Source organism: Vibrio sp. V38_P2S17PM301 (genome assembly GCF_009904845.1).
GTDB lineage: Bacteria > Pseudomonadota > Gammaproteobacteria > Enterobacterales > Vibrionaceae > Vibrio > Vibrio proteolyticus.
Map to the genome: position 1 here is coordinate 14,950 of NZ_WXWO01000054.1, position 21,443 is coordinate 36,392.

Consider the following 21,443-nt stretch of genomic DNA (forward strand, 5'->3'; position numbering starts at 1 on the left):
TCAGCATGAAGCCTCAATTGAGTTTACTGGCGTTGAGCCTTGCGGCGACCACAGTGAATGCGGGTGAGTGGGATTACCCCGCGGGCAATGAAGTGGTGGCCGACCCGGCGGCGGCACGCACTTACGTCGAGCTGCATTACCCAACGGCAGGAACCGCAACGCTACGTTATGAGTCGAATAGCCAGCTTGGTCATTACTACAATTTTGATATCCGCGTCGATGGCGCCTATCAACCGCAACGTACCCTTGTGATTCACACCGACACCAGTGGGGTGGTGCAACGTGTGTTTAAGAGCCTCGAAGATACAGTGCTGCGTGACGGCGTGGCGATTACAGCCGCTGAGCTGGAACAACCGCGTCGACTTGAGGCGACAACGCCGCCCGATCTGGCCAGTGGGACGGTCACGACTGCCAGGGTGAACGTAGTGGATCCAGATCTACGCACAATGGACAAGCAACCTGCGCCGGATGGCCCCTGGCTGAGTGTGTCTGACTATCCTAATGCGCCTCGTTTTGTCGAACGTCAGGTGGATGTACTTGATGTGGGTGGACAAATTTATCTGTCAAATTCACGCGTGATGCAAGTTGATGCGGCGTACCTTGAGCAGCAGGACCCGGATAGCGGTACGTGGTCGCAAAGCGACAGTGCCTCCTTTCTGCCGCAAGAAGGTTTGACGCAAATCGCTGACTTAAACGCGCTTAATCGTCTCACATTTGCCTCTGAAGACTTCGTTCAGGTGATGGCTTTTTATCAGATTGATCAGTCGTTGCAGTACCTGCAATCACTGGGCTTTGATCTGTTTGAAGATCCACTTGTGTTTGATGCGCGAGGGTTAGCCAATAACAACTCCAGCTATTTCTTCGGCCCTAAAGCGTTGATGTTCGGTGTCGGTGGTTCTCCGGATGCTATGGACGCTGACGTTGTGGTGCATGAGTTAGGGCACGCCATCCACTATCAAATCGTACCAGACTGGGGCTACGGGCACACCGGCGCTCTGGCAGAAGGATTTGCCGACTATTGGGCGGGTTCCAACAGTTACCGCAAACTGTATCAGCAGGGCAGTGACTTTGAGATTGATACCTTATTTAACTGGGATGGCTATTTCGGTAACAAAGTGTCGACACGCAGCTTGTGGAATCAGCGAGCGCGATACTTCGAACAGAGTGAATACCGAGCTCACGAGAGTGTGGCTGGAGAGTTAGGTGACGAACTGTGGTCAACACCGCTGTTTCAGACGCTGAAGCAAGGTGTGGCTCTCTATGGTGAAGAGGCCTTTAAAGAAGTCGACACCTTAGTGCTTGAGTCCATGTATGGTCTGGGCCGCGGGATGAAAATGCATGATCTGGCTGAGAGTATGATGTTTGTTGCAGACAAGCTCTATCCGGCACGTGAATATAAGCGATTGCTGAAGGAAAACCTGGCGTTGCACGGGTTGTTGAAAGCACCGTTTAATACCGAGTTTGAAGCGCGTTACGTCGACAGCGGACAGCCCGTCAAGATTCGGTTGCTTAGCAATGGCAGGCAAGCCAGTGTTGAGGGGCGCGTTCAATCGTCGACTGGCGAATCTCAAACGCTGCGTTCGGACAAGTTTGAAACGTTGAACACAGAGCTTAAGCTCTCTGAAAATAACGTATGTGGCGAGGTGTTCACTGTCACCACTCAACTTGATTATCAGTACCAGCCGAACTTGCAGACACACACTTGGTCGGATGTGCAGTCTCTTATCGCTGGCATTCCTCAGCTCAACCAAACCGTGCGGGTGCAAAACTCGGTTATCCCGGATGCCACGCAAGCAGACAACGGAAGTGTGAATTACGGATTCAAGAGTTTTAACTTCATTATTAACGACGATAGTCAGCGCATCGATGATGATCTGGTCATTTACGTCAAACTGGCACATGACAACCTGCAAGACGTAAAGTTGGTTCTGGTTTCTCCGGCCGGAACACGTCAAACCTTGATGGCCAATCAGGCTTACTCTCAGTCGTCTCGCTCACTTTACTGGGTGGGTCAGCATGATGCTCAGGCAAAGGCGTTTACGGGCGAATCTCTGGCGGGCACTTGGCGGCTGGAAATCACCGATTTTTCTCTGGGCGATGCAGGCTCTTTGATCGAGTGGTCAGTTGGACGGCTGACAGGCTACAACTGTCGTCAAACGACGGATAACACTACTGAAAATAACAATAACGAATCCGGGTCCGGTGGCGGGTCACTCTCGTGGGGACTACTGCTACTGAGTGGCCTGATGTTCTGGCGTCGTGAGCGCTTTAATTCATCATCTAAATAAAGAATGATTATTATGAAATATCAACTATCTGCTTTGGCCGCAGCTGTGTTGCTGGCAGGCTGTGGTGGTTCAGGTTCCGGCGGGTCTGACACCAGTGCTCCAACTTACAGCTTATCAGGAACAGTGACCGCACAAGCGGCCAATGGCAATGAAAAAGTGTGTGCTGATCTTAACGGAGATTTTCGTTGTGACAGCGGTGAGCCATCCACCACATCACAAAATGGCGCTTTTACCATCACCAGTACCAACAAGGCCATCTTGGAATCGCCATTGGTAGTAGCGCTGGATACCGGCATTTCTTCCTTGTCTCGCGATGCGAACAGAATGTCGTCAGCGAACGCATTTCTTGTCGCGCCAGGTCAACGTAAAACCTCAGGCAACCAAATCAATGCCATCACGACATTGGTTGCAGGGCAGATGGCGGCGGGGGCCAGCTTGTCTGTTGCGGTATCGAACGTCATTGCTGAGCTCAAAGCGATGGGGTTGCCGGCGTCAAACAACCTTCTCAATGAGGGCGACAGCAACGACTACGCGACACTGGAACAGAACATGCTGACATTAATTGCCGCTATGGATAAATCCAAAGCGGATGCGATGCTGGCTGCGTTGAGCAGCAACTTGTCCGACTATCAGGACGTCATTTTGGCGACTGCGCCAACAGATGAGATGATGAACGCCTTGTTGGCCGAGCTAGTGAATGCTACTGCGGAGCTGGGGCACAATGACACCGGTATCGTCAGCTACTTTTCCGATGCCGGTGACAGTTCGGATCCGCAGGCGGACTACCCGGGGCAGGACGCTGATTTCGGTTACGACCACGCAGACGGTGGATTCAAGCTGACCAAGCTGGATGCCAATGGTCAGCCGCTAAGTGCCGATGCAGAAGAATGGTCATGCGTGCGCGACGAGCGAACCGGTCTGGTATGGGAAAGTAAAGTTGACGATGCTGCTTCACCTCAGTTTAAGGACCGTCTGTTCGTTTATCAGGTCAGTGGTCAGTTTGAACCATATGCAGCGGATATTGACGCAACAGGCTGTAAAGCCACTGACGGTATCTGCTCAACCGAGGAGTACGTCGCGTATCTGAATCAACATAAAGTGTGTGGCATTGACCAGTGGCGACTGCCGACCTTTGGCGAATACTACGACCTGATCGATTTTGGCGAAACGCAAACGGATGATGACGGTCGCGTTTATGGCCTGACGACACAGTACTTTCCTCGTCAATCAGTGGCCAGCGAATTTGCTGAGGGAGAAGTGTGGACATCAACCGAATTCTTTACCGAATACGATGCATACAAAGTAGAAGGGGCGCGTTACATCCAGATTGCCCAGACGCGCGGTGAGACTCGCGGCATCACCTATGGTGTCGAGATATACAGTGACCAGGTTGAAGCTGGAATGGGTACGTCGTATCAGCTACCGATCCGTCTGGTATCCAAGGAGGCAAAATAATGAAAAAATTGACGACCAGTATCCTGCTATCACTGATGCCAATAGTTGGGATGGCAGGGCAACAATGCTCGATTGATTTACAAAAGAGCGCACCTAATGTGCGCTATGCGTTCAATAGCAACGGCACCATCAAAGACAAAGTCACCGGTTTGACCTGGATGCGCTGTCCACTCGGGAAAAAGTGGAACAGCACGAACCAGCGCTGTGATGGCGAAGGTACAGGAATGTTCTGGCAGGCGGCATTGAATGAGGTACAGTCAATCAACCAAAGTCAGAACCACGCGCTGTATCACTTTGCTGGCAAAAGTGAATGGCGTATGCCCAGCGTTAAAGAGTTAATGACACTGGCAGAGCATGCGTGCATGAAGCCAGCTCTGAACAGCAAAGCCTTTGCGAATGCGTTTCCTTATTCAACCAATGAAGAGGGGTATGGCGCCGGAGATGTGCGCTCGTACGTCTGGAGTAGCAGCCATATTCAATCAACCAGTGAAATCATACTGTTTGATGTGCGTAATGCAGAAGTGGTGAGTTACGGCCCGACGATGCTTGAAGCGAGTGTGCTTTTGGTCAGCGATCAATAAGCCTGACCATCCAAAGCCCTGCATATGCAGGGCTTTGATTATATTATTCGCAGATATTCGACATTGTCTGATTGCAAAAATGGTGAAATTCGCTAGTATGTGACCTTTATTGATAATGATAGCTTTTATCAATTGGGACAAGTTCCATACGTTAAGCGACCGATAACCATTATGAATCTTTCAAAATCTACCTTTGCTTTGCTGATTGCGACAACTATCAGCAGTGCAAATGCCACATCGCTGAATCAAGCCGAAGCGATTCAAAGCAAAACCAACAAGGCGTCCGCAGCCAGTCAGCAACGCATCGACAACAGCGCTGATACCACTCTTTCCCACAAAGCCGAAATTGAACAGCTTCGGGAAGAGATCAAAAATCTCGAGATTTATCGCAATCACCTGTCTGCCTTAGTTGAAAACCAGCAGCAGGAAAGCGTTTCGTTACAAACTCAGATCGAAGACATCAAACAAACCCGTCAGGGCATTGTGCCCTTGATGTACCAGATGATTGATGGGCTGAAAACCAGCATTGAAAACGACAAACCGATTAAAAAAGCGCAGCGTGAAGAGCGCGTGAACAAGCTCGAAGCGCTGATGACTCGCGCAGATGTCAGTGATGCGGAAAAATATCGTCGCATTCTGGAAGCGTATCAGATTGAAGTGGATTACGGCACTAAGCTGGGTAGCTATCAGGGACCAATCGAACTTGGTGGTAATCTCATCGAAGCAGATGTGCTGTACCTTGGCCGAGTGTCGCTGGTTGCACGCAGTTTGAATGGTGGGCAGTACTGGAACTGGAATCAGTCAGCGAAACAGTGGCAGCCGTTGGATTCAGGCGTTAAAGCCGAGCTGGATAAAGCGTTCAGTATCGCCAATCAACAAATTGCACCGGGTCTGGTGACCTTGCCGGTTTCTGTTGCGGAGGCACAATAATGAAGATGAAAACATTAGTCGCCGCACTGTGTTTGGCGGCATTACCATTAACGTCATTTGCAGATACTGGCCTGGTTAACAAAGCGGCACAAGAGGCCAAGCAGCAGCAGGCACACAACGTACAGCGTGAAGCGGGCTTTAAACAAACAGAAAAAGAGCTTGCGGCGCTTCGAGCGCAGTTGGTGGCAAAGCGTAACGCTATTCAAGCCGATACCGATGCTTTGGCCAAACAGTTCAGCGATAACGAAGACACGTTGGCGCGTCTGGAAGAACAGCTGCGTCTGGAAACCGGCAGTCTGGGTGAGTTGTTCGGAGTCGTGCGTCAAAACGCGAAAGAGCTGGATTCGGAACTGAAATTTTCCGTTATCAGCTGGGATCACAATCAATACAATTCTGTGGTCGATGAGATTGTCGCAGCCAAATCGTTACCGTCTATGAAGCAGTTGCAAGGGCTATGGCTGGCGATGCAAGACCAGATTAATGCGAGTGCTGAAGTCACAACTGGTGCATTGAACTTCATAAATGGTGACGGGGCGACCGAGCAGGTCAACGCAGCGCGTATTGGCGCGTTTGGTTTGGTGACCGAGCAGGGCTACGTTCATTGGAATGGTCAACGACAGGATGCGATTGCTTATGTGAAACAACCGGACAATGCACCGACACTTTCTGTCGCGTCGCAATTGGCTTCCGGCGAGACACAACATTTAGCTCTGGACCCGTCGCGTGGCATCATGCTGGAGCAACTAGCGCAAGAGCCAACGTTGGCGGATCGCTTCGATGCAGGTGGTGTGGTCGGTAAGATCATCATTGCTTTGTTGTTGGTTGGGTTGGGCATTGCGCTGTTCCGTGGAGCGTCACTGTCGATTGCGCGTCAGAAAATTCGTCAGCAGTTGAAAACACCCGACCAGCCGGGTAACAACCCGCTTGGTCGCGTGCTGTCAGTTTACAACAAAGAACAAAACCGCAGTGTTGAAGCGCTGGAGCTGAGATTACTTGAAGCCGTGGTGGATGAGCAGACGGGCCTGGAACGTGGTCTGTCAATGCTGAAACTCTTAGCTGCTCTGGCACCGATGCTGGGTCTGCTTGGAACGGTGACAGGTATGATTGAAACATTCCAGGTCATTACTCAGTTTGGCAATGGCGATCCGAAAGTAATGGCTGGGGGAATTTCTATGGCACTGGTGACGACAGTTTTAGGCCTGGTCGCGGCGATGCCTCTGCTGCTGGCCCACAACATCTTGAGCTCTCAGGCTGAAGCGATTCGCAATATTCTGGAGAAACAGGGTATTGGTCTGGTTGCGGCGGAAGCTGAAAAGGAATCGGCTACCTATAACGCGAAACAAGCTGTAGGGAACGCTGCGTAATGAATACGTTATTCTCCTTTTCCTGGCTACCTGCCTCGATAACGTCCAGTGACTGGGCTTTGTCGTTGTCGCAGTTTATGCAGCAAGGGGGGCAGGTTTTATGGTGGTTGGCGGCTGTTGTACTGGTCAGCTGGTTGCTGGTAACGGAACGTATTTTGTATATCACAATGACGTTTCCGAAACAGAAGGCCGAATGGATAGTGCGTTGGCAAGAGCGTCACGATCAATCGTCTTGGTACGCGCGCTCTATCCGTGAAGGATGGATCGGTGAAGCGCATATTGCGCTGAATCAGAACCTCAGTTTTATTAAAGTGTTAGTCGCTATCTGCCCCATGCTGGGATTACTTGGCACGGTAACAGGCATGATCTCGGTCTTCGATGTGATGGCCGCACAAGGCAGCAGCAATCCAAAATTGATGGCGTCTGGCATTTCGCTGGCCACGTTACCTACCATGGCAGGCATGGTCGCTGCATTGGCCGGGATGTTTGTCCATGCCCGGTTGGCAAAAGCCTGCAACTTGCGTGAATTAAAATTAGAACAAGCTTTAAGGAGTCAGTCATGAGACTCGGTCGACGTCATACCCGAAACGATGAAGCGCAGATCGACTTAACGTCCATGCTGGATATCGTCTTTATCATGTTGATTTTCTTCATTGTGACCAGTTCGTTTGTACGAGAGTCTGGTGTGGAGGTTAATCGACCCCAGGCCTCGAATGTGGTTAGCCAGAAAGACGCCGGTATTTTTGTGGCGATCACTGCGGCTAACGACATCTATATAGATAAGCGCATGGTCGATGCGGAACGTGTTCAGGCAACATTGGAACACCTGATTCTGGACAAGCCTGATGCGTCGCTGGTGATTCAGGCGGATGAACATGCGTACAACGGTACCGTTGTGAAAGTGATGGACGCCGCTAAGGGCGCTGGCATCAAGAGCATTGCGCTGGCAGCGGAGAAAGGCTAATGCGGCGAGTTCTTATTGCCTTGCCTGTGGCTTTCGGCGTGACGATGGCGCTGTTTAGCTTTATGGCCTGGATGGTGGACAACAGTCAGCGCAAAGCACCGGATGCGACTGAAGCACTCAGTTTCAACATGGTAATGGTTGAGAATGAGCAGCAGACGCAACGTCGTCAGCGCAGTTTGCCGGAACCGCCGGAGAAACCGGAAGTACTCCCGCAAACCGAAGTGACGCGGTCTACCAGCTCGGTTGAGCAGGCAAAACCGATGTCTTCTTTGCAACCTATGGGGCTCGATACCGCGGTCGAGGGTGTGGCGGTCAGCGCACCACAGTTCGGTGGTTTTGGAGTCACTCAACAAGTGATGCCGCTTTACCGGGTTGAGCCGCGTTACCCGCCACGCGCCCAGAAGCGTCGTCTCGAAGGAACCGTAGTTCTGAGTTTTACCATTGACGCCTCTGGTCGTACGACGGACATTAAAGTCATGAGTGCGAACCCGGAAGGGGTGTTTGAACGTGAAGCGATTCGCGCTCTGACGAAATGGAAATATCAGCCACAAATGGTGGATGGAGAAGGGGTTGCTCAGCCAGGGCAAACCGTGAACATTGAGTTTAAGATGGACAAGTGATGAAGCGATTACTCCTTTGCATATCAGTCTTACTCCTTTCAGCCTCTGCACTTGCTGCCGAGTTGAGCCAGTACACGGCCATTCGGTTACAAAAAGCGAACGACCTGGCGCAGAAGGAGCAGTACAAAGATGCGATCCAACTGTTACAAGGGATTGATACATCGCGTAAGTACGACCAGGCGATGATCAATCGAATGCTTGGAGTGGTGTATTGGCAAAACGGTAATAACACCAACGCGATTACGTCGTTAAAGTCGGCGGTTAACAGTGGTGCGCTGGTCGACGATCAGGCGTGGCACACGGAAAAAATGCTGGCCGATTTGTTGCTCAATGACGGCCAGTACACGCAGTCACTCAAGCACTACTATGCGTTGGTGAAATCGGTACCTAAGACGCAAAAGGCGGATGAAGTTTGGTTCCGGATCGCTCAGGCGAACTATCAGGTTGAGAAGTGGCAGCCGGTGTTGAACGCGATTGCAAAGTATGAAGCTTTCGGAAATCGTAGCAATGCCAGTGCACTTCAACTTAAGCTGGGTGCGCAGTTAGAGTTAGAGCAGTGGAAGCCCGCTATCCCGACGCTGAAGTTGTTACTCGCACTGGAACCGCAGAAATCAGCCTGGTGGCGTCAGTTGGTGAGCCTTCATTTACGCGTCGGGCAGAACCGCAGTGCGCTGGACACGCTGGCACTGGCCAAGATGCAAGGTGTCGAGTTAAGCCAGCAGGATTTACGTTTGTTAGCCCAACTCTACGCGCAACGTGGGATCCCTGAACGAGCTGCACAGCAATTAGCAGAGTTAAACGGTGCGGCTTCAGACGCTAAATTGCTCAAAGAACAAGCCATATACTGGCAACAGGCAAAAGAGTGGGACAAAGCAATTGAGTTCTGGTCAAAAGCCGCGAAATTCAATGCGCAGTACCATTGGAATGTCTCACAACTGTTGGTACAGGAAGGGCACTATCAGCGCGCGTTGAAGGAGTTAGATAAAGTGACCTCACCGGCGCGTAAAGCCGATGTCGCGTTGGCGAAAACCCGGGCTTTATACAAACTCAATCAAATTGAAGCCGCATTGGTCCAGGCAAAACGTGCAGATGCTACCGAACCGTCTCGCCAGGCCAAGAGTTGGATCAAGTATCTGACAAAGCTGCGCGAACAGACAAAGGATCAAGCGCAAACCAGCTAAACGCTGTTGTTGGTGGGATAACCAAGCCGGAGTCATGTTGCTCCGGCTTTTTTGTAAGTGACTCTTATTCACGAGCGCAAATGAGAACTAATTGCTTTTATTGGTAAAAAAGGCATAATCGTGTCGTCAGTTACTTGTAGGGAAACAACAGGCGGAACATGCAGCACGGGTTTTTTGATGAGTTGTTTCATCACGCAAAACAGATCACGCCTTATCTCGCCGGAGAAATCGGGCCAGTTCCGGAACTCTCCATTCATATCAGTACCCCGGCCTCGGAAACGATTCAGGCGTTGTACCATCGATTAGCTCAGTCAAATCCGGATGCGGGCAGTGCTTACTGGTTAACGCGTACCTGGGACTTATTATGCTGGCAGCCGGTTTATATTGCTTTTCTCTCCATCTATGGTTTTCGCACCTTGCCTGACATTCATCGCATGGCGCAACTGGTGCAGCCGGAATTCATCGCAGGATACCGGTTTGCCGATGCCAATCATATACATGGTGATGAGGAAACCCTGATAGCTGAGGCTGGTCGGCAGCTAACGGAGTTATTGGCGTTTTACCGTGACCAGATTAGCCAATGGAGCCGAATCCGTCCTGGCTTTACCAATCATCTCCTGGCCGATCTGCTGCTTGGTTGTATTATCAAAGTGCAACAGTTCTTTCCTGAGCTGACGAATGACTACTTAACTGAGCAGGCTGCGTTATGGTTGAACGCCTGCCAACTGCCGGATAAACACTTAAAAAGCCTGAGCGTTCACCCTCAAAGTGGACGACTGCAACTGGTACGAACAAGTTGCTGTTTGGTGTTCAAATGTCAGGGCAGGGAACTGTGTGCTGATTGTCCACGTCATCCGGATAACCGCAAATAAACACCGATTAATAGGTGCAGTCTATCTGATCGATAAGCACAATCTATTTTCCCTAACTCGCTGATCCCGATACCCTAATTACTTGGTTGAGTGATTAAATGGGGAAGGCCGATGTCAAAAAGTGCAATCGTTGTGGAAGGTGGCGCCATGCGGGGCGTGTTCGCCGCTGGTGTATTGGATGCTTTTCTGGAGCTGGATCATAAACCTTATGATTTTGCCATTGGTGTTTCGGCTGGCGCATCGAACCTGATTGGTTATCTCGCGGACTACCCACACCGAAGCATTAATGTCATTACTCAGCTTGCCACCAGTAAGCGCTTTTTTGACCCGACCCGATTTATTAAAGGTGGCGATCTGATTGACGTAAAATGGCTATTTGAAGAGTCCAACCGCCGTTATCCCATCGATGAAGAACGTGTCTTCAGTTCGATTCCGTTTCTTGCCGCCGCCACCAATGTGAACACTGGATCAGCAGACTATTACCGCGTGACCCGTGAGAACTTCAGTAAAGCGATTGAGGCAACGACAGCACTACCAATCGCGTACAAGCACACGCCATGTTTTTCTGGTGGGTGTTACACTGACGGTGGTGTGGCCGATTCCATCCCTGTCAAAGAAGCATACCGTCGTGGTGCGCGCGATATTACGGTGATTCTGTCTCATCCGGTCAGCTATGAAATGCCTCAGGCACGTAATCCCTGGTTAATGAAGAAACTGTTTGCTCGTCATCCTGTGTTGGCGGATGCCATGCTTAAACGCGCCGATAACTACAATGACTCGCTGGCGTTTATTCATAACCCGCCAGCCGATGCTGTGATTCGTGTTATTGCACCGCCGGAAGATTTTCACGTACAGCGCTTAACCATGAAACAGTCGGTTCTGATGGAAGGGTATCAAATGGGTTTAGTGACCGGGCGGGAACATGCCAAAGCATTCAAATTCGAATTGACGCCGGAGCGGAAAATCGCGTAGCAGCTCATTTGGCTAACGGTTTTGAATAAAAGAATCAATAATAAAAAAGAGCCAGCCTTAAGCTGGCTCGAGTTCAATCGAGAGTCACTGAAAAGAGTCCGGATAGACTACTTCATCGGCAAACAGCAAAACTCTGCTCGCCAGATGAGGCTCTTGGAATCCTGCATCGTATTGAGGACTTCCTGCCCGGACATTTGCGGATAAGATTTCATTACCCGCACATCGTCACTTCGCTCGTCTGATTGGTAAGCCCGCACATGAGTAAAAGTGGCGCCTAGATTATTATTTAGCATGGATTTGGAAAGGCAAATCCCAAAAACATCCCGTCTCATTTTCTATCCCTCTGACCTCGTTATTGCCCCGCGACGACAGCTGATTATGTTGTAATTGCCGCGCTGAACATTCGCATCCTTATGTGGCCGCTGCATAATAATTATACAATTCGTACAGCGCCTTCGCTGATTATATCGACTAAAATTGATGTGACTCAATTCACATATTCAACTTGATTAATATTTAGCTATTTTCACCTTTTTGGAAGTACTGATAGTAAGTGACTAATTTACATACAGAACTCCATTCTGTCGGCCTTTTTCCTTACTCATCCTCACAGATATTGGCTGACAGCTTAGAGCCTCACAAGATTCAGTGGTAACTTAGCGCCAGATAACTAAGGATAGTGGTATGAAATGGAGTCAAGTCAGCTTTCGTAAGCGAATGCTGATCATCATGACCTTATCAGGGCTGATAGAACTGCTGTTGCTCGTCGCAGCAGGGTTCATTTACGTTAAACATGCCCAAGAGGAAGAAATGGGGCAGAAAGCCTTGGGTGTCGCTGCATTTCTGGCTCGCTCTCCTTATGTGATCAATATGGTCGAGAATCGTGAAATTGTTGAACATCAGCAGCGTTTTCGCGAACTGACGGATTTGATTGGAGCGGCGTTCATTGTGATTGGAGATGCCCAAGGCGTGCGTCTTGTGCACCCGATAGATCAGCGTATCGGACTACCAATGCGTGGTGGTGATAATGACGGCGCTTTGATTGAGGGCCGCGCCTACGTATCGACGGCAAAAGGATCCCTTGGTGTTTCGGTGCGTGGAAAATCTGCGATCTTCAATGCCAATGGCGACATCATTGGTGTGGTGTCAGTAGGCTATCTTATTGAGCGTTTGCAAGATAGAGTCGAACCGTTCCTGACATTTCTCATCCTCATGGCACTTGGTGTGGTTGGCGCGAATGCGATCGTTTCCAGCTACGCATCACGCCGCTTTCAAAAAGCCATTTTAGGGTTTGAGCCTGAGGAGATCGGCCGCTTGTACGTTGAACTCGATGTCACCATGAGTACGCTCAAAGAAGGCATTTTGAGTATTGATGGTGCTGGTAAACTGCGCTCAATCAATCGCAGTGCGTGCGATATTCTCGGCATCGACAAAGACACAGCGCTGAATCAGCCACTTTCGAAAGTGCTGCCGGAAAGTGACTTACACACCGTTCTTCAGACAGGCAAAACCGATCATGATATTAATCTGTATCTCAATGGTCAGCGACTGATTGCGAACCGTAGCCCGATTATTGTTGAGGGCAAGGTGGTTGGCGCGGTATCGAGTTTCCGGCTCAGAGATGAAATTAATGAATTAACCGAACAACTTTCCCAAACCAAAGCGTATGCCGAGCTGCTGCGCTCCCAAACTCATGAGCACCGCAACAAACTCAATACCATCAGTGGGCTGGTACAAATGGGCGAGTTGGAAGCGGTACAACATCTGATCGGTCAGGAGACGGCACACTATCAGAGTCTGATCGAATTTTTACGCGAAACCGTTCGAGATCCGTTGATTGCTGGTATGTTACTGGGCAAGTCGGAGCGGGCGCGCGAGCTCGGGTTGGAACTGGTTGTGGAGGAAGGTTCAAGGCTAAATGGTTTACCTGAGCGCATCAACGCAGAGGATGTAGTGACGATTCTGGGTAATCTGATCGACAACGCGTTTGATGCCACGATGAGTGCAATAAAAGCGGAGCACCACATTGCCCGGGAACGGCGCCAAATTGAAGTGTCCATCAGTGACTTTGGCCATGAGATCATTCTGGAAGTCGATGACCAGGGATGTGGACTGCCTGACGGCATTGCACCAGACACACTGACCGAGCGGGGAGTATCGAGCAAAGATAACCATACCCGCGGCGTGGGGTTGTATTTGGTTAATCAGTTAGCTCAGCGTTACCACGGAGAGTTGGTAATTAATGGACATAAAGAATTTGGAACGAGGATGACGGTGTATTTGCCCAAGGAAGATCAATTATGAGTACGTTAACCCGAGTCATGATCATAGAAGACGATATCGCTATCGCTCAATTGCACCATCGCTATCTGGAGCAGATGGGCGGTTTTGACGTCGTCGGGATAGCGACAACTCAGGCAGAAGCTGAAATGCAGCTTGAGCTGCTTAAACCCCAGCTGGTCTTGCTGGATGTGTATCTGCCAGACGGAACCGGACTCAATATTCTTAATCAGTTACGGGGTGAAAATCTGGGATGCGATGTCATTCTTATCACCGCTGCCCGTGACGTGGAAACACTCCAGACGGCGATGCGTGGTGGTGTGGTGGATTATCTACTTAAACCGGTCATGTTTCCTCGCTTAGAGGCGGCGTTGAAAAAATATCAGTCACGTCAACAGGAGCTGGGGAGTGTGGATGATCTCAATCAAAGCCTGGTTGACAAAATGCTTCAGGCCAATGTCGGGAGTGATAAACCTTCCGGACGTCTGCCCAAGGGGATTGACAGTGTGACGCTGGATAAAATCCGTGCGCTGTTTACCTCACCAGTCAGTCTGACTGCGGATGAGGCTGGGGAAAAAATAGGCGCCAGTCGAACGACTGCCAGACGTTATCTGGAGTTTCTGATCACGGTAGGGGAACTGGAAGCGGATTTAAATTATGGAACGGTTGGACGCCCTGAACGGCGATATGTCAAGGTGTCCCGTTAGTTCCTGGCAGGTTCTGCTTGCGTAAGTATAAGAAACGCATAAGAATTACAACTTAGCGGGGTAAACGGGTAATGAGTGGTTAATGGAAAATATTTTCTTTATTGTCGTTATTTTAGTGATCTTCTTTTTTGTGGTGCAGAAAAAACTGCTCAGGCAAGAGAGCATTAAAGATTCCAGTTATAAGAAAAAAGGACCACTGTTAAATTTACAGGAGGGGGCTTTCTTCAATGCGCTGAAAACCGCTGTTGGTGAGCATGGTGTGGTTATGACAAAAGTAAATATGGCCAATGTGCTTGCCCCTATCGCAACCAACAAAAAACAGTGGTTTATCGCGAACGGTCGGATCGCGAAAAGTTATTTTGACTACATTGTCTGTGATCCAAGAACGCTGGAAGTGCGCGTCGTGATTGAGCTGGATAACGGAAAACCGCTCGATAAAGGAAAAGCCGAGCGGCAGAAACTGCTGATGCACGTGTGCAAATCGGCAGGTATTCCATTAATTGGTACGTCCATCAAGCACAGCTATCAGGTCGGACGTCTGCGCCGTTTGCTGGCTGCACATATTGATTTAATTGAGCCAGACAAAGAGATACGATTTTGTAAGAAATGCGGCAGTCCTATGGTGATAAAAACCGCCAGCCAGGGAGAGTTTCGAGGTCGCCGGTTTTTTACCTGCAGTCGGCAGCCACAGTGCAGTTATACCGAAAACTATAATGTGGTCTTTGAAGACGATGAGTTACCTGAATAACCCGAACGCCCTCTGTTGAGGGCGTTTATGTATTTGTCTTTTCTAATGTTCAATGGGCTGAAGATCAAATTTATGCGCATTGAGTAAAATGTAGTTTTTCTACAGTTTAAGCCCTCTTTCAATCTACAAATTGCCTAGTAACTCACTGTTTATCAGGCAGTGAGAAAAATTCCTACGAGTCCAGCGCTTCATTTTGTGACTTCTCTTCTATCTTAGTTTTCTCCTCCCACCACTCTACGCCCTGAATCCTCTACTGATGGGGTGAGGTAATAAAATAGCTGAAATAGATAAGGTTAACTTGTGGTGATGTTTGCTTATTGCTTCCACATCGGGAAGGACCCAGGTAAGGGGTCCCCCAATTACGTGAACAAACATGGATATAACAATGAACATCAAGTTAACGAGAATGACTTTGGCTTTTGCATCGCTTGGAATGCTGGCAGGGTGCAACGACCAGCTGGATCTCCGGGTGATGGATGGCTATTTGAGTGACGCCGCTGTCTGGCTGGATGTTGACGGCAACTTTCAACCCAATGGTTCGGAGCCGCAAGCCCGCACGGACGATCAGGGATGGGCGAGTTTGGATGCCTCTGGTGTCAGTCGCCAGCAGCGCAGCAGCTTGATTGCCGCGCAAGTTGAGCGTGGACAAACCGTCGACCAGGATATCCCGGGCGTGGCAGCAACACGTGATTATCTGCTACTGGCGCCGGCTGACTATGCGCACGTCAGCCCTCTGACAACCTACATCAGCCTAAAGATGTCTCAGGGCGTCAGCGAAAAACGTGCGATCGCTATGCTGCGCAGGCAACTGCGACAGCCGGATTTAATCCCGGACAGCGACTATGTCGCTAACGAAAATCTATTGGCAGCAAGAGCGGCAAAGGCACTCGCGCAGTTAATGCCGGAAACCCTGAGCGATACAGAGGTAAAGCCGCTGAGTAAAACGTTGGAACAAGCGGCCAAAGTGTTGGGTAAAGAACTGAGAAAAGGCGACAGTGATTTACGCTATAAAACCTTGATGTTGGATTCACGTGGTAAGCCAGTTGTGGTGAGCGACAGTGATGAGGATGGTGTGGCAGATACCCTGGATCTGTTTCCGAATGACAAACTCGAGTCTGCGGATGCGGATCTAGACGGAATTGGTGACCATGCGGATCAGGATGACGATAACGATGGTTTCAATGATGAAGTTGAACGTCAGGTGGGGACTGATCCGTATGATGCGATCAGTCAACCCGCTGATCTCGATGGCGATAAAATTCCGGACTCGCTGGATGCGGACATAGATGGGGACGGATGGTCGAATGAGGACGAAATACGCTTAGACAGCAACCCGTACGATAGCGTCAGCCAACCTGCGGACTACGATGGCGACAAGGTTGCAGATGTCGAAGACAGCGATATCGACGGTGATGGCGTGGCAAACAGCGCAGATGCATTTCCGAAAAACCGTTTCGAAAGCCTTGATACCAATGGTGATGGGTTGAGCGATTTTGCCTCCAGTGATGACGATGGCGACGGTATTCCAGACAGCGTTGATACTAACCCAAAAAGCCCAGACAACAGCACCACTGAACCGACACCTGTGTATCAACAGGCGGTGATCTACTACAAGCGCGACGACGGCAACTATGAAGGCTGGGGTCTGCATTTGTGGAATAACGCGACCTGTGATGCGATCAGCGAAGATGCCCTGAGTGGTGTCGAGTGGGGCAGTCCTTACACGTGGAGCGAGATTGATCCTGAATTTGGCGCCAAATTCACCGTGCCACTGAAAGGTGAACACGGCGCGTGCATGAATTTCATTGTGCATAAAGGCGACGATAAAGCGCTCGGAGGCGATGATCTACAAATAGAGTTTGCCAAAGGCAACACGCTGTACACATCTCATGGCAGTACCACATTGAAGTACTCGCCGGATGAACAGAACACCGTTGCCTTGTCTGGGGCTGCGGCGCATTGGCTGGATGTCACTTCCATTGCCTGGTTCGATCACAGTGAAGCGGCTCGTTACCAGATATGGAGCAGAGAGGCTGGCAACGGTGATATTGCTCAGCCACAACAATTTGAAAAATATGATCTGTCTTTGGCTGGTACAACAGACAACCCGGAATTTCCCCACTTGCGTGGACGCACTGAGTTCATGCTTGACGTGGATGAAAGCACAGCCAAAGCCTTGCTGAAGACACAACTGATCGCCGTGGCACTGGATAATGAAGGTCAACTCTTAGTGGCGACGCAGGTTCAGATTCCTGGTATCACGGATACACTGTATACCGCCGGACCAGATGATGCAGATGAGGCTCGACTGGGCAGCTGGATCGAGGGTGACTCGGCGCAATTTGCCTTGTGGGCTCCAACAGCACAAGACGTCGAATTGTATCTGTATGATCAGGATAAAGCGCTGATCCCTTCGTCACCATTGTCCATGAAGCTCGATCCAAAAACAGGTATCTGGCGTTATCAGGGCGGTGCAGAGTTGGACAATGTGTTCTACCGCTATCGAGTGAAAGCTTACCATCCGAAAACCAGTCAGGTTGAATGGATGATGACGACGGATCCATACTCGCTGTCACTGAGCACATCCAGTCTTCATTCACAACTTGTCGATTTGAACTCGCCCCTTTCTAAGCCCGCAGGTTGGGATAGCCAGACCATTCCGGTGTTGGATAACCCAGAAGACAACATCATTTATGAACTGCATATTCGTGACTTCAGCGTCAGTGATACTAAAGGAACCGAAGAGCGAAATGGTAAATATCTGGCATTTCTGGAAGATTATCGTGACAGTGTCACTCATCTAGAGGCGCTGAAACAAGCCGGATTGACCACCATTCACCTGCTGCCAAGTTATGACTTGGCTTCAATCAACGAGAACGAAGACAAGCGGGTTGACCTCAACGACACCGTTGCCAAATTGTGTGACGTGAGTCCGGGTGCCAGTTTGTGTCAGGATAACACTCCGCGCAGTGCGACGATTCTGTCGTTGTTAGAACAGACCGATCCCAATTCGGGAGAGGCTCAGGCCTTGTTGGCGGACATTCGCTCGCTAGACAGTTTTAACTGGGGTTACGACCCATTCCATTACAGCGCACCGGAAGGTAGTTATGCAGTTGAAAGCGACGGCATATCTCGGATTCGTGAGTACCGGCAGATGGTGCAAAAACTGCACACCATGGGATTCCGTGTCGTACAGGATGTGGTGTACAACCATACCTATTCATCCGGTTTGTACGATAAGTCTGTACTGGATAAGACTGTTCCCGGTTACTACCATCGCCTGAACCCTGTTACGGGAGCCGTCGAAAACTCCACGTGCTGTGACAATACGGCGTCCGAAAACCGGATGTTTGAAAAGCTGGTGGCAGACAGCGTTATGATGTGGGCCCAGGACTACAAAATTGACGGGTTCCGCTTCGATCTGATGGGACATCTGATGAAGTCCAGCATGCTGCACATCTATGAGCAGACTCAAAAAGTCGATCAGGATACTTGGTTCTATGGTGAAGGATGGAACTTTGGTGAAGTGGCCAATGGCCAGCGCGGTGAAAACGCTACTCAATGGCCGATGGCAGGGACGGGAATCGGGACGTATAACGATCGCCTGCGTGACGGTGTGCGTGGTGGCGGACCGTTTGATAGTGGTGACGCGTTATTGCAAAACCCAGGTTTTGCTAATGCCGGCGACCGTTTCTCAGAAGAGTTGCAATCACGTATGGATCTGATTCGCTATGGTATGACGGGGAATTTGCAGAACTATCCGCTGCAAACTCATAGCGGGGCAACAGTCTATGGCCGCGATTACTTATATGGCGATCAAGGCGCGGCGTACACACTCGACCCTCAAGAGTCGATCAACTACGTGTCTAAACATGACAACCAGACCTTATGGGACTTCAATCAGTACAAAGCGCAAGCTGATATTTCTCCGGCGGACAGGGCGAGAATGCAAATCGTTGGTCTGTCGACGGTTATGTTAGGGCAAGGTGTACCATTCCTGCATATGGGCTCCGAGCTATTGCGTTCTAAATCGATGGAAAGGGACAGCTACGACAGCGGTGACTGGTACAACAAAGTCGATTTCAGTATGCAAACGAACAACTGGAACGTTGGTCTGCCAAGAGCCGATAAAGATCAGGCGAACTGGAGTGCGATTCAATCCATCATCAGCAATCCGAATACCGTGGCCACACCAGACGATATTCGCTGGACAGACGATGCATTTAAAGCACTGCTCAAAGTGCGTTCATCGACGCCTTTGCTGAGACTGGTTTCCGAGCAGGAAGTATTGGAAAGGGTACGTTTCCATAATACAGGTCCTGATGCGCAACCAGGTATGATCGTGATGTCAGTCAACGATGGTATTAACGCCGGGGCGGACCTCGATCCGAGTTACGATGCAATCGTGGTAGCCATCAATGCCAACACGTCTGCGCAAAGCCTTCGTATCGATGGGGCAAATAGCTTTGTGTTGCATCCGGCACTCACTTCATCGGCCGATCCACGCGTTAAACAATCAACGTTTACAGATCAGACGTTCTCGATCCCACCACTAACGGCGGCGGTATTTGTTCTACCCCAGATTGGTGAGCAAGGTGAAGGGTTAGTGACAGAGGCGACTCCGGTCGATGTCGCGCCGTATGGCAACACCAAAGTGTACGTGCGAGGCTCGATGAATGACTGGAACACCGAAAATGAGATGACTTATCAGGGCGACGGACTTTATGCTTTTGACGGTTACCTGACCCCAGGTTCGTATGAGTTTAAAGTTGCCTCTGATGATTGGAGCAGTGTGAATCTCGGATACGGTTCTGTCGTTACGGGTTCAGGTTCGATCACTCTGGAAGATGCAGGTAACGGCAACATCAAAGTCACCGTGACGGATCAGGGAGTCTACCAGTTTACGTTGGATGCGTCGCAACAAGACCAACTCAAACTCGCGGTGCTCAACCAAGATTTGGATTACGCCTGTTATCAGGACGACAATCCGGCGTGCGATCTGAGAATCTATCAGGTCATGATGGAGTCGTTTGTCGATGGAGATGCCAGCGCAGATTACGGTGTGGGGTATGGGACGTCTCATCACAAAGGTGATTTGCAGGGCGTCATCGATAGCCTGGATTACATTGCCAGCCTGAACGTCAATGCAATCTGGCTGACCCCGGTATTTGACTCCTGCGCGGGAGAGGGCGTGGACAACAAACTCGACGCTACGGGCTATTTTGCGTGTGACTATTTTAATGTTGATCCGAACTTTGGCAGCAATGCCAAACTGAAAGAGTTGATTGATAAGGCACATCAAAAGGGACTGTATGTCTTCCTGGATGGCGTATTTGGTCACACCCACGTGAATGGCGTTAAACCCTCACCAAGTGGCAAGTTACCTTCTTTACGCAGTGAAGCCGGATATCCCGGGATGTACGTCAATTACCCGAATGAAACCAGCGAAGCGTTCTTTAGCGAAGTCGCGACCTATTGGGTGAAGGAGTTTGGTATTGATGGATGGCGTCTTGATCAGGCGTATCAGGTACCTTTACAGACCTGGGCCCGAATTCGCGTTGCAGTTGAACAAGCCTCGGCAGAGAATCAACAGGCTGGACTTGATTGGGGAACGTTAGGTTACATGGTCGGTGAAGTGTGGAAAGGTGCGGACGAAATTTCTCGTACGACGTACGGCACCGATGAGGAGCCGGGGTTATCATCGGCATTTAACTTCCCACTGCGTTATGGTCTGGTCCAGGCTTTAGCGGTGGAAGAGTCGGGGGCCCGCGGCAACGCACGTGCACTGGATGCCGATTGGAATAAGCGCGCGAAATCTCCGTATCACGCGATGCCGAATCTGATGTTGGGCAATCACGATCTGGTGCGTTTCGGGGATTTGATTCAACGAGGTGGGTTGGGAGACGATCAACTGCGTCATCAGGCGGCGTTCAGTTTCTTGGCGGCGTATTCTGGCCCTATCACATTCTATTATGGTGAGGAAATTGGTGACGAGGTTGCGGATTTCGCGGCGAAAGTGACCTCAGATTGCGCAGCGCTAGGCGTATGTGATGACCATGTCGCACGCTCAAGCGCAAAAATTGAAGGAGTGACCGCAGCTTTAACACCTGAGCAACTGACGCTGAAAAACTATCTGGCTCAACTGATGCAGGTTCGCAGTGAGCATCCTGCGTTGTATAAGGGAGAGCGTCGAAACTTATGGATTGACGATCAATTGTATGTGGATCTGAAAGTTTACGATGACGAACAGATTGTTTATGCGCTGAACACGGGTACGGCTGAACGAGTGGTGTCGTTAGACAACACACAATTAAAAGCCGCCTCGCATTTGGTAGATCTTATCTCTGGAGAGCAAATCAACCTGCAACCCGGGATAACCTCAGTCACGGTTCCGGCATTGACCGGACGCTTGCTGAGCGTGAGATAATCTGAATCATAAAGCCCGCGATTGACGCGGGCTTTGTTTATCAAGACTCGTTTT

Annotated in this window: 16 protein-coding genes; 15 read left to right on the top strand and 1 reads right to left on the bottom strand. The window is 50.2% G+C overall.

From position 1 onward, the window contains the following. Positions 1-5: 5 nt before the first annotated feature. From CAG64_RS12500 to CAG64_RS12550, 11 genes are all read left to right on the top strand, one after another. The gene (locus tag CAG64_RS12500) at positions 6-2,288 is read left to right on the top strand and encodes a proprotein convertase P-domain-containing protein (protein WP_161447452.1); all 2,283 of its coding nucleotides are present in this window, start codon (positions 6-8) and stop codon (positions 2,286-2,288) included. Between the two features lie 12 nt (positions 2,289-2,300). Continuing rightward, complete coding sequence (locus CAG64_RS12505; protein WP_161447450.1) at positions 2,301-3,743, top strand: Lcl domain-containing protein; 1,443 nt, start codon at positions 2,301-2,303, stop codon at positions 3,741-3,743. After that, the gene (locus CAG64_RS12510) at positions 3,743-4,324 is read left to right on the top strand and encodes an Lcl C-terminal domain-containing protein (protein ID WP_161447448.1); all 582 of its coding nucleotides are present in this window, start codon (positions 3,743-3,745) and stop codon (positions 4,322-4,324) included. The genes CAG64_RS12505 and CAG64_RS12510 overlap by 1 nt, the downstream gene beginning before the upstream one ends. 171 nt (positions 4,325-4,495) lie before the next feature. After that, positions 4,496-5,254, top strand: a complete 759-nt coding sequence (locus CAG64_RS12515; protein WP_021703379.1) for a DUF3450 domain-containing protein — start codon at positions 4,496-4,498, stop codon at positions 5,252-5,254. Next, positions 5,254-6,618: a MotA/TolQ/ExbB proton channel family protein gene (locus tag CAG64_RS12520; protein ID WP_161447446.1), complete on the top strand. Its 1,365-nt coding sequence runs from the start codon at positions 5,254-5,256 to the stop codon at positions 6,616-6,618. Before CAG64_RS12515 ends, CAG64_RS12520 begins: the two co-directional genes overlap by 1 nt. Continuing rightward, a complete protein-coding gene (locus CAG64_RS12525) occupies positions 6,618-7,181 on the top strand; it encodes a MotA/TolQ/ExbB proton channel family protein (RefSeq protein WP_161447444.1) in 564 nt (187 codons plus the stop codon). Before CAG64_RS12520 ends, CAG64_RS12525 begins: the two co-directional genes overlap by 1 nt. Next, positions 7,178-7,582: an ExbD/TolR family protein gene (locus CAG64_RS12530; protein WP_021703376.1), complete on the top strand. Its 405-nt coding sequence runs from the start codon at positions 7,178-7,180 to the stop codon at positions 7,580-7,582. The genes CAG64_RS12525 and CAG64_RS12530 overlap by 4 nt, the downstream gene beginning before the upstream one ends. Continuing rightward, on the top strand, positions 7,582-8,202 hold the full coding sequence (locus tag CAG64_RS12535) for an energy transducer TonB (protein ID WP_161447442.1): 621 nt from the start codon (positions 7,582-7,584) through the stop codon (positions 8,200-8,202). Before CAG64_RS12530 ends, CAG64_RS12535 begins: the two co-directional genes overlap by 1 nt. Then, entirely contained in the window at positions 8,202-9,383 is a 1,182-nt protein-coding gene (locus CAG64_RS12540; RefSeq protein ID WP_161447441.1) for a tetratricopeptide repeat protein, read from the top strand. Before CAG64_RS12535 ends, CAG64_RS12540 begins: the two co-directional genes overlap by 1 nt. 158 nt (positions 9,384-9,541) lie before the next feature. Continuing rightward, the gene (locus CAG64_RS12545; protein ID WP_161447439.1) at positions 9,542-10,255 is read left to right on the top strand and encodes a siderophore ferric iron reductase; all 714 of its coding nucleotides are present in this window, start codon (positions 9,542-9,544) and stop codon (positions 10,253-10,255) included. A 111-nt stretch (positions 10,256-10,366) separates the two neighbouring features. Next, a complete protein-coding gene (locus CAG64_RS12550) occupies positions 10,367-11,227 on the top strand; it encodes a patatin-like phospholipase family protein (RefSeq protein WP_161447437.1) in 861 nt (286 codons plus the stop codon). A 107-nt stretch (positions 11,228-11,334) separates the two neighbouring features. Here CAG64_RS12550 and CAG64_RS23835 read toward each other — a convergent pair whose 3' ends face one another. Next, positions 11,335-11,559 carry a hypothetical protein gene (locus CAG64_RS23835; RefSeq protein WP_040902084.1) on the bottom strand — a complete coding sequence of 75 codons (225 nt, stop codon included), beginning with the start codon at positions 11,557-11,559 and terminating at the stop codon, positions 11,335-11,337. A 352-nt stretch (positions 11,560-11,911) separates the two neighbouring features. On the opposite strand from CAG64_RS23835, the gene CAG64_RS12555 reads away from it, so the two are divergent. The 4 genes from CAG64_RS12555 to pulA all read left to right on the top strand — a co-directional run bounded on the left by CAG64_RS12555 (position 11,912) and on the right by pulA (position 21,389). After that, positions 11,912-13,531 carry an ATP-binding protein gene (locus CAG64_RS12555; protein ID WP_161457935.1) on the top strand — a complete coding sequence of 540 codons (1,620 nt, stop codon included), beginning with the start codon at positions 11,912-11,914 and terminating at the stop codon, positions 13,529-13,531. After that, positions 13,528-14,214 (top strand): response regulator, encoded by a 687-nt coding sequence (locus CAG64_RS12560; RefSeq protein ID WP_161453547.1) that lies wholly within the window; start codon positions 13,528-13,530, stop codon positions 14,212-14,214. Before CAG64_RS12555 ends, CAG64_RS12560 begins: the two co-directional genes overlap by 4 nt. Before the next feature lie 82 nt (positions 14,215-14,296). Then, positions 14,297-14,962 carry a DUF2726 domain-containing protein gene (locus CAG64_RS12565; protein WP_161457936.1) on the top strand — a complete coding sequence of 222 codons (666 nt, stop codon included), beginning with the start codon at positions 14,297-14,299 and terminating at the stop codon, positions 14,960-14,962. A gap of 385 nt (positions 14,963-15,347) precedes the next feature. Beyond that, positions 15,348-21,389, top strand: a complete 6,042-nt coding sequence (pulA, locus tag CAG64_RS12570; protein ID WP_161457937.1) for a pullulanase-type alpha-1,6-glucosidase — start codon at positions 15,348-15,350, stop codon at positions 21,387-21,389. Positions 21,390-21,443 lie beyond the last annotated feature (54 nt).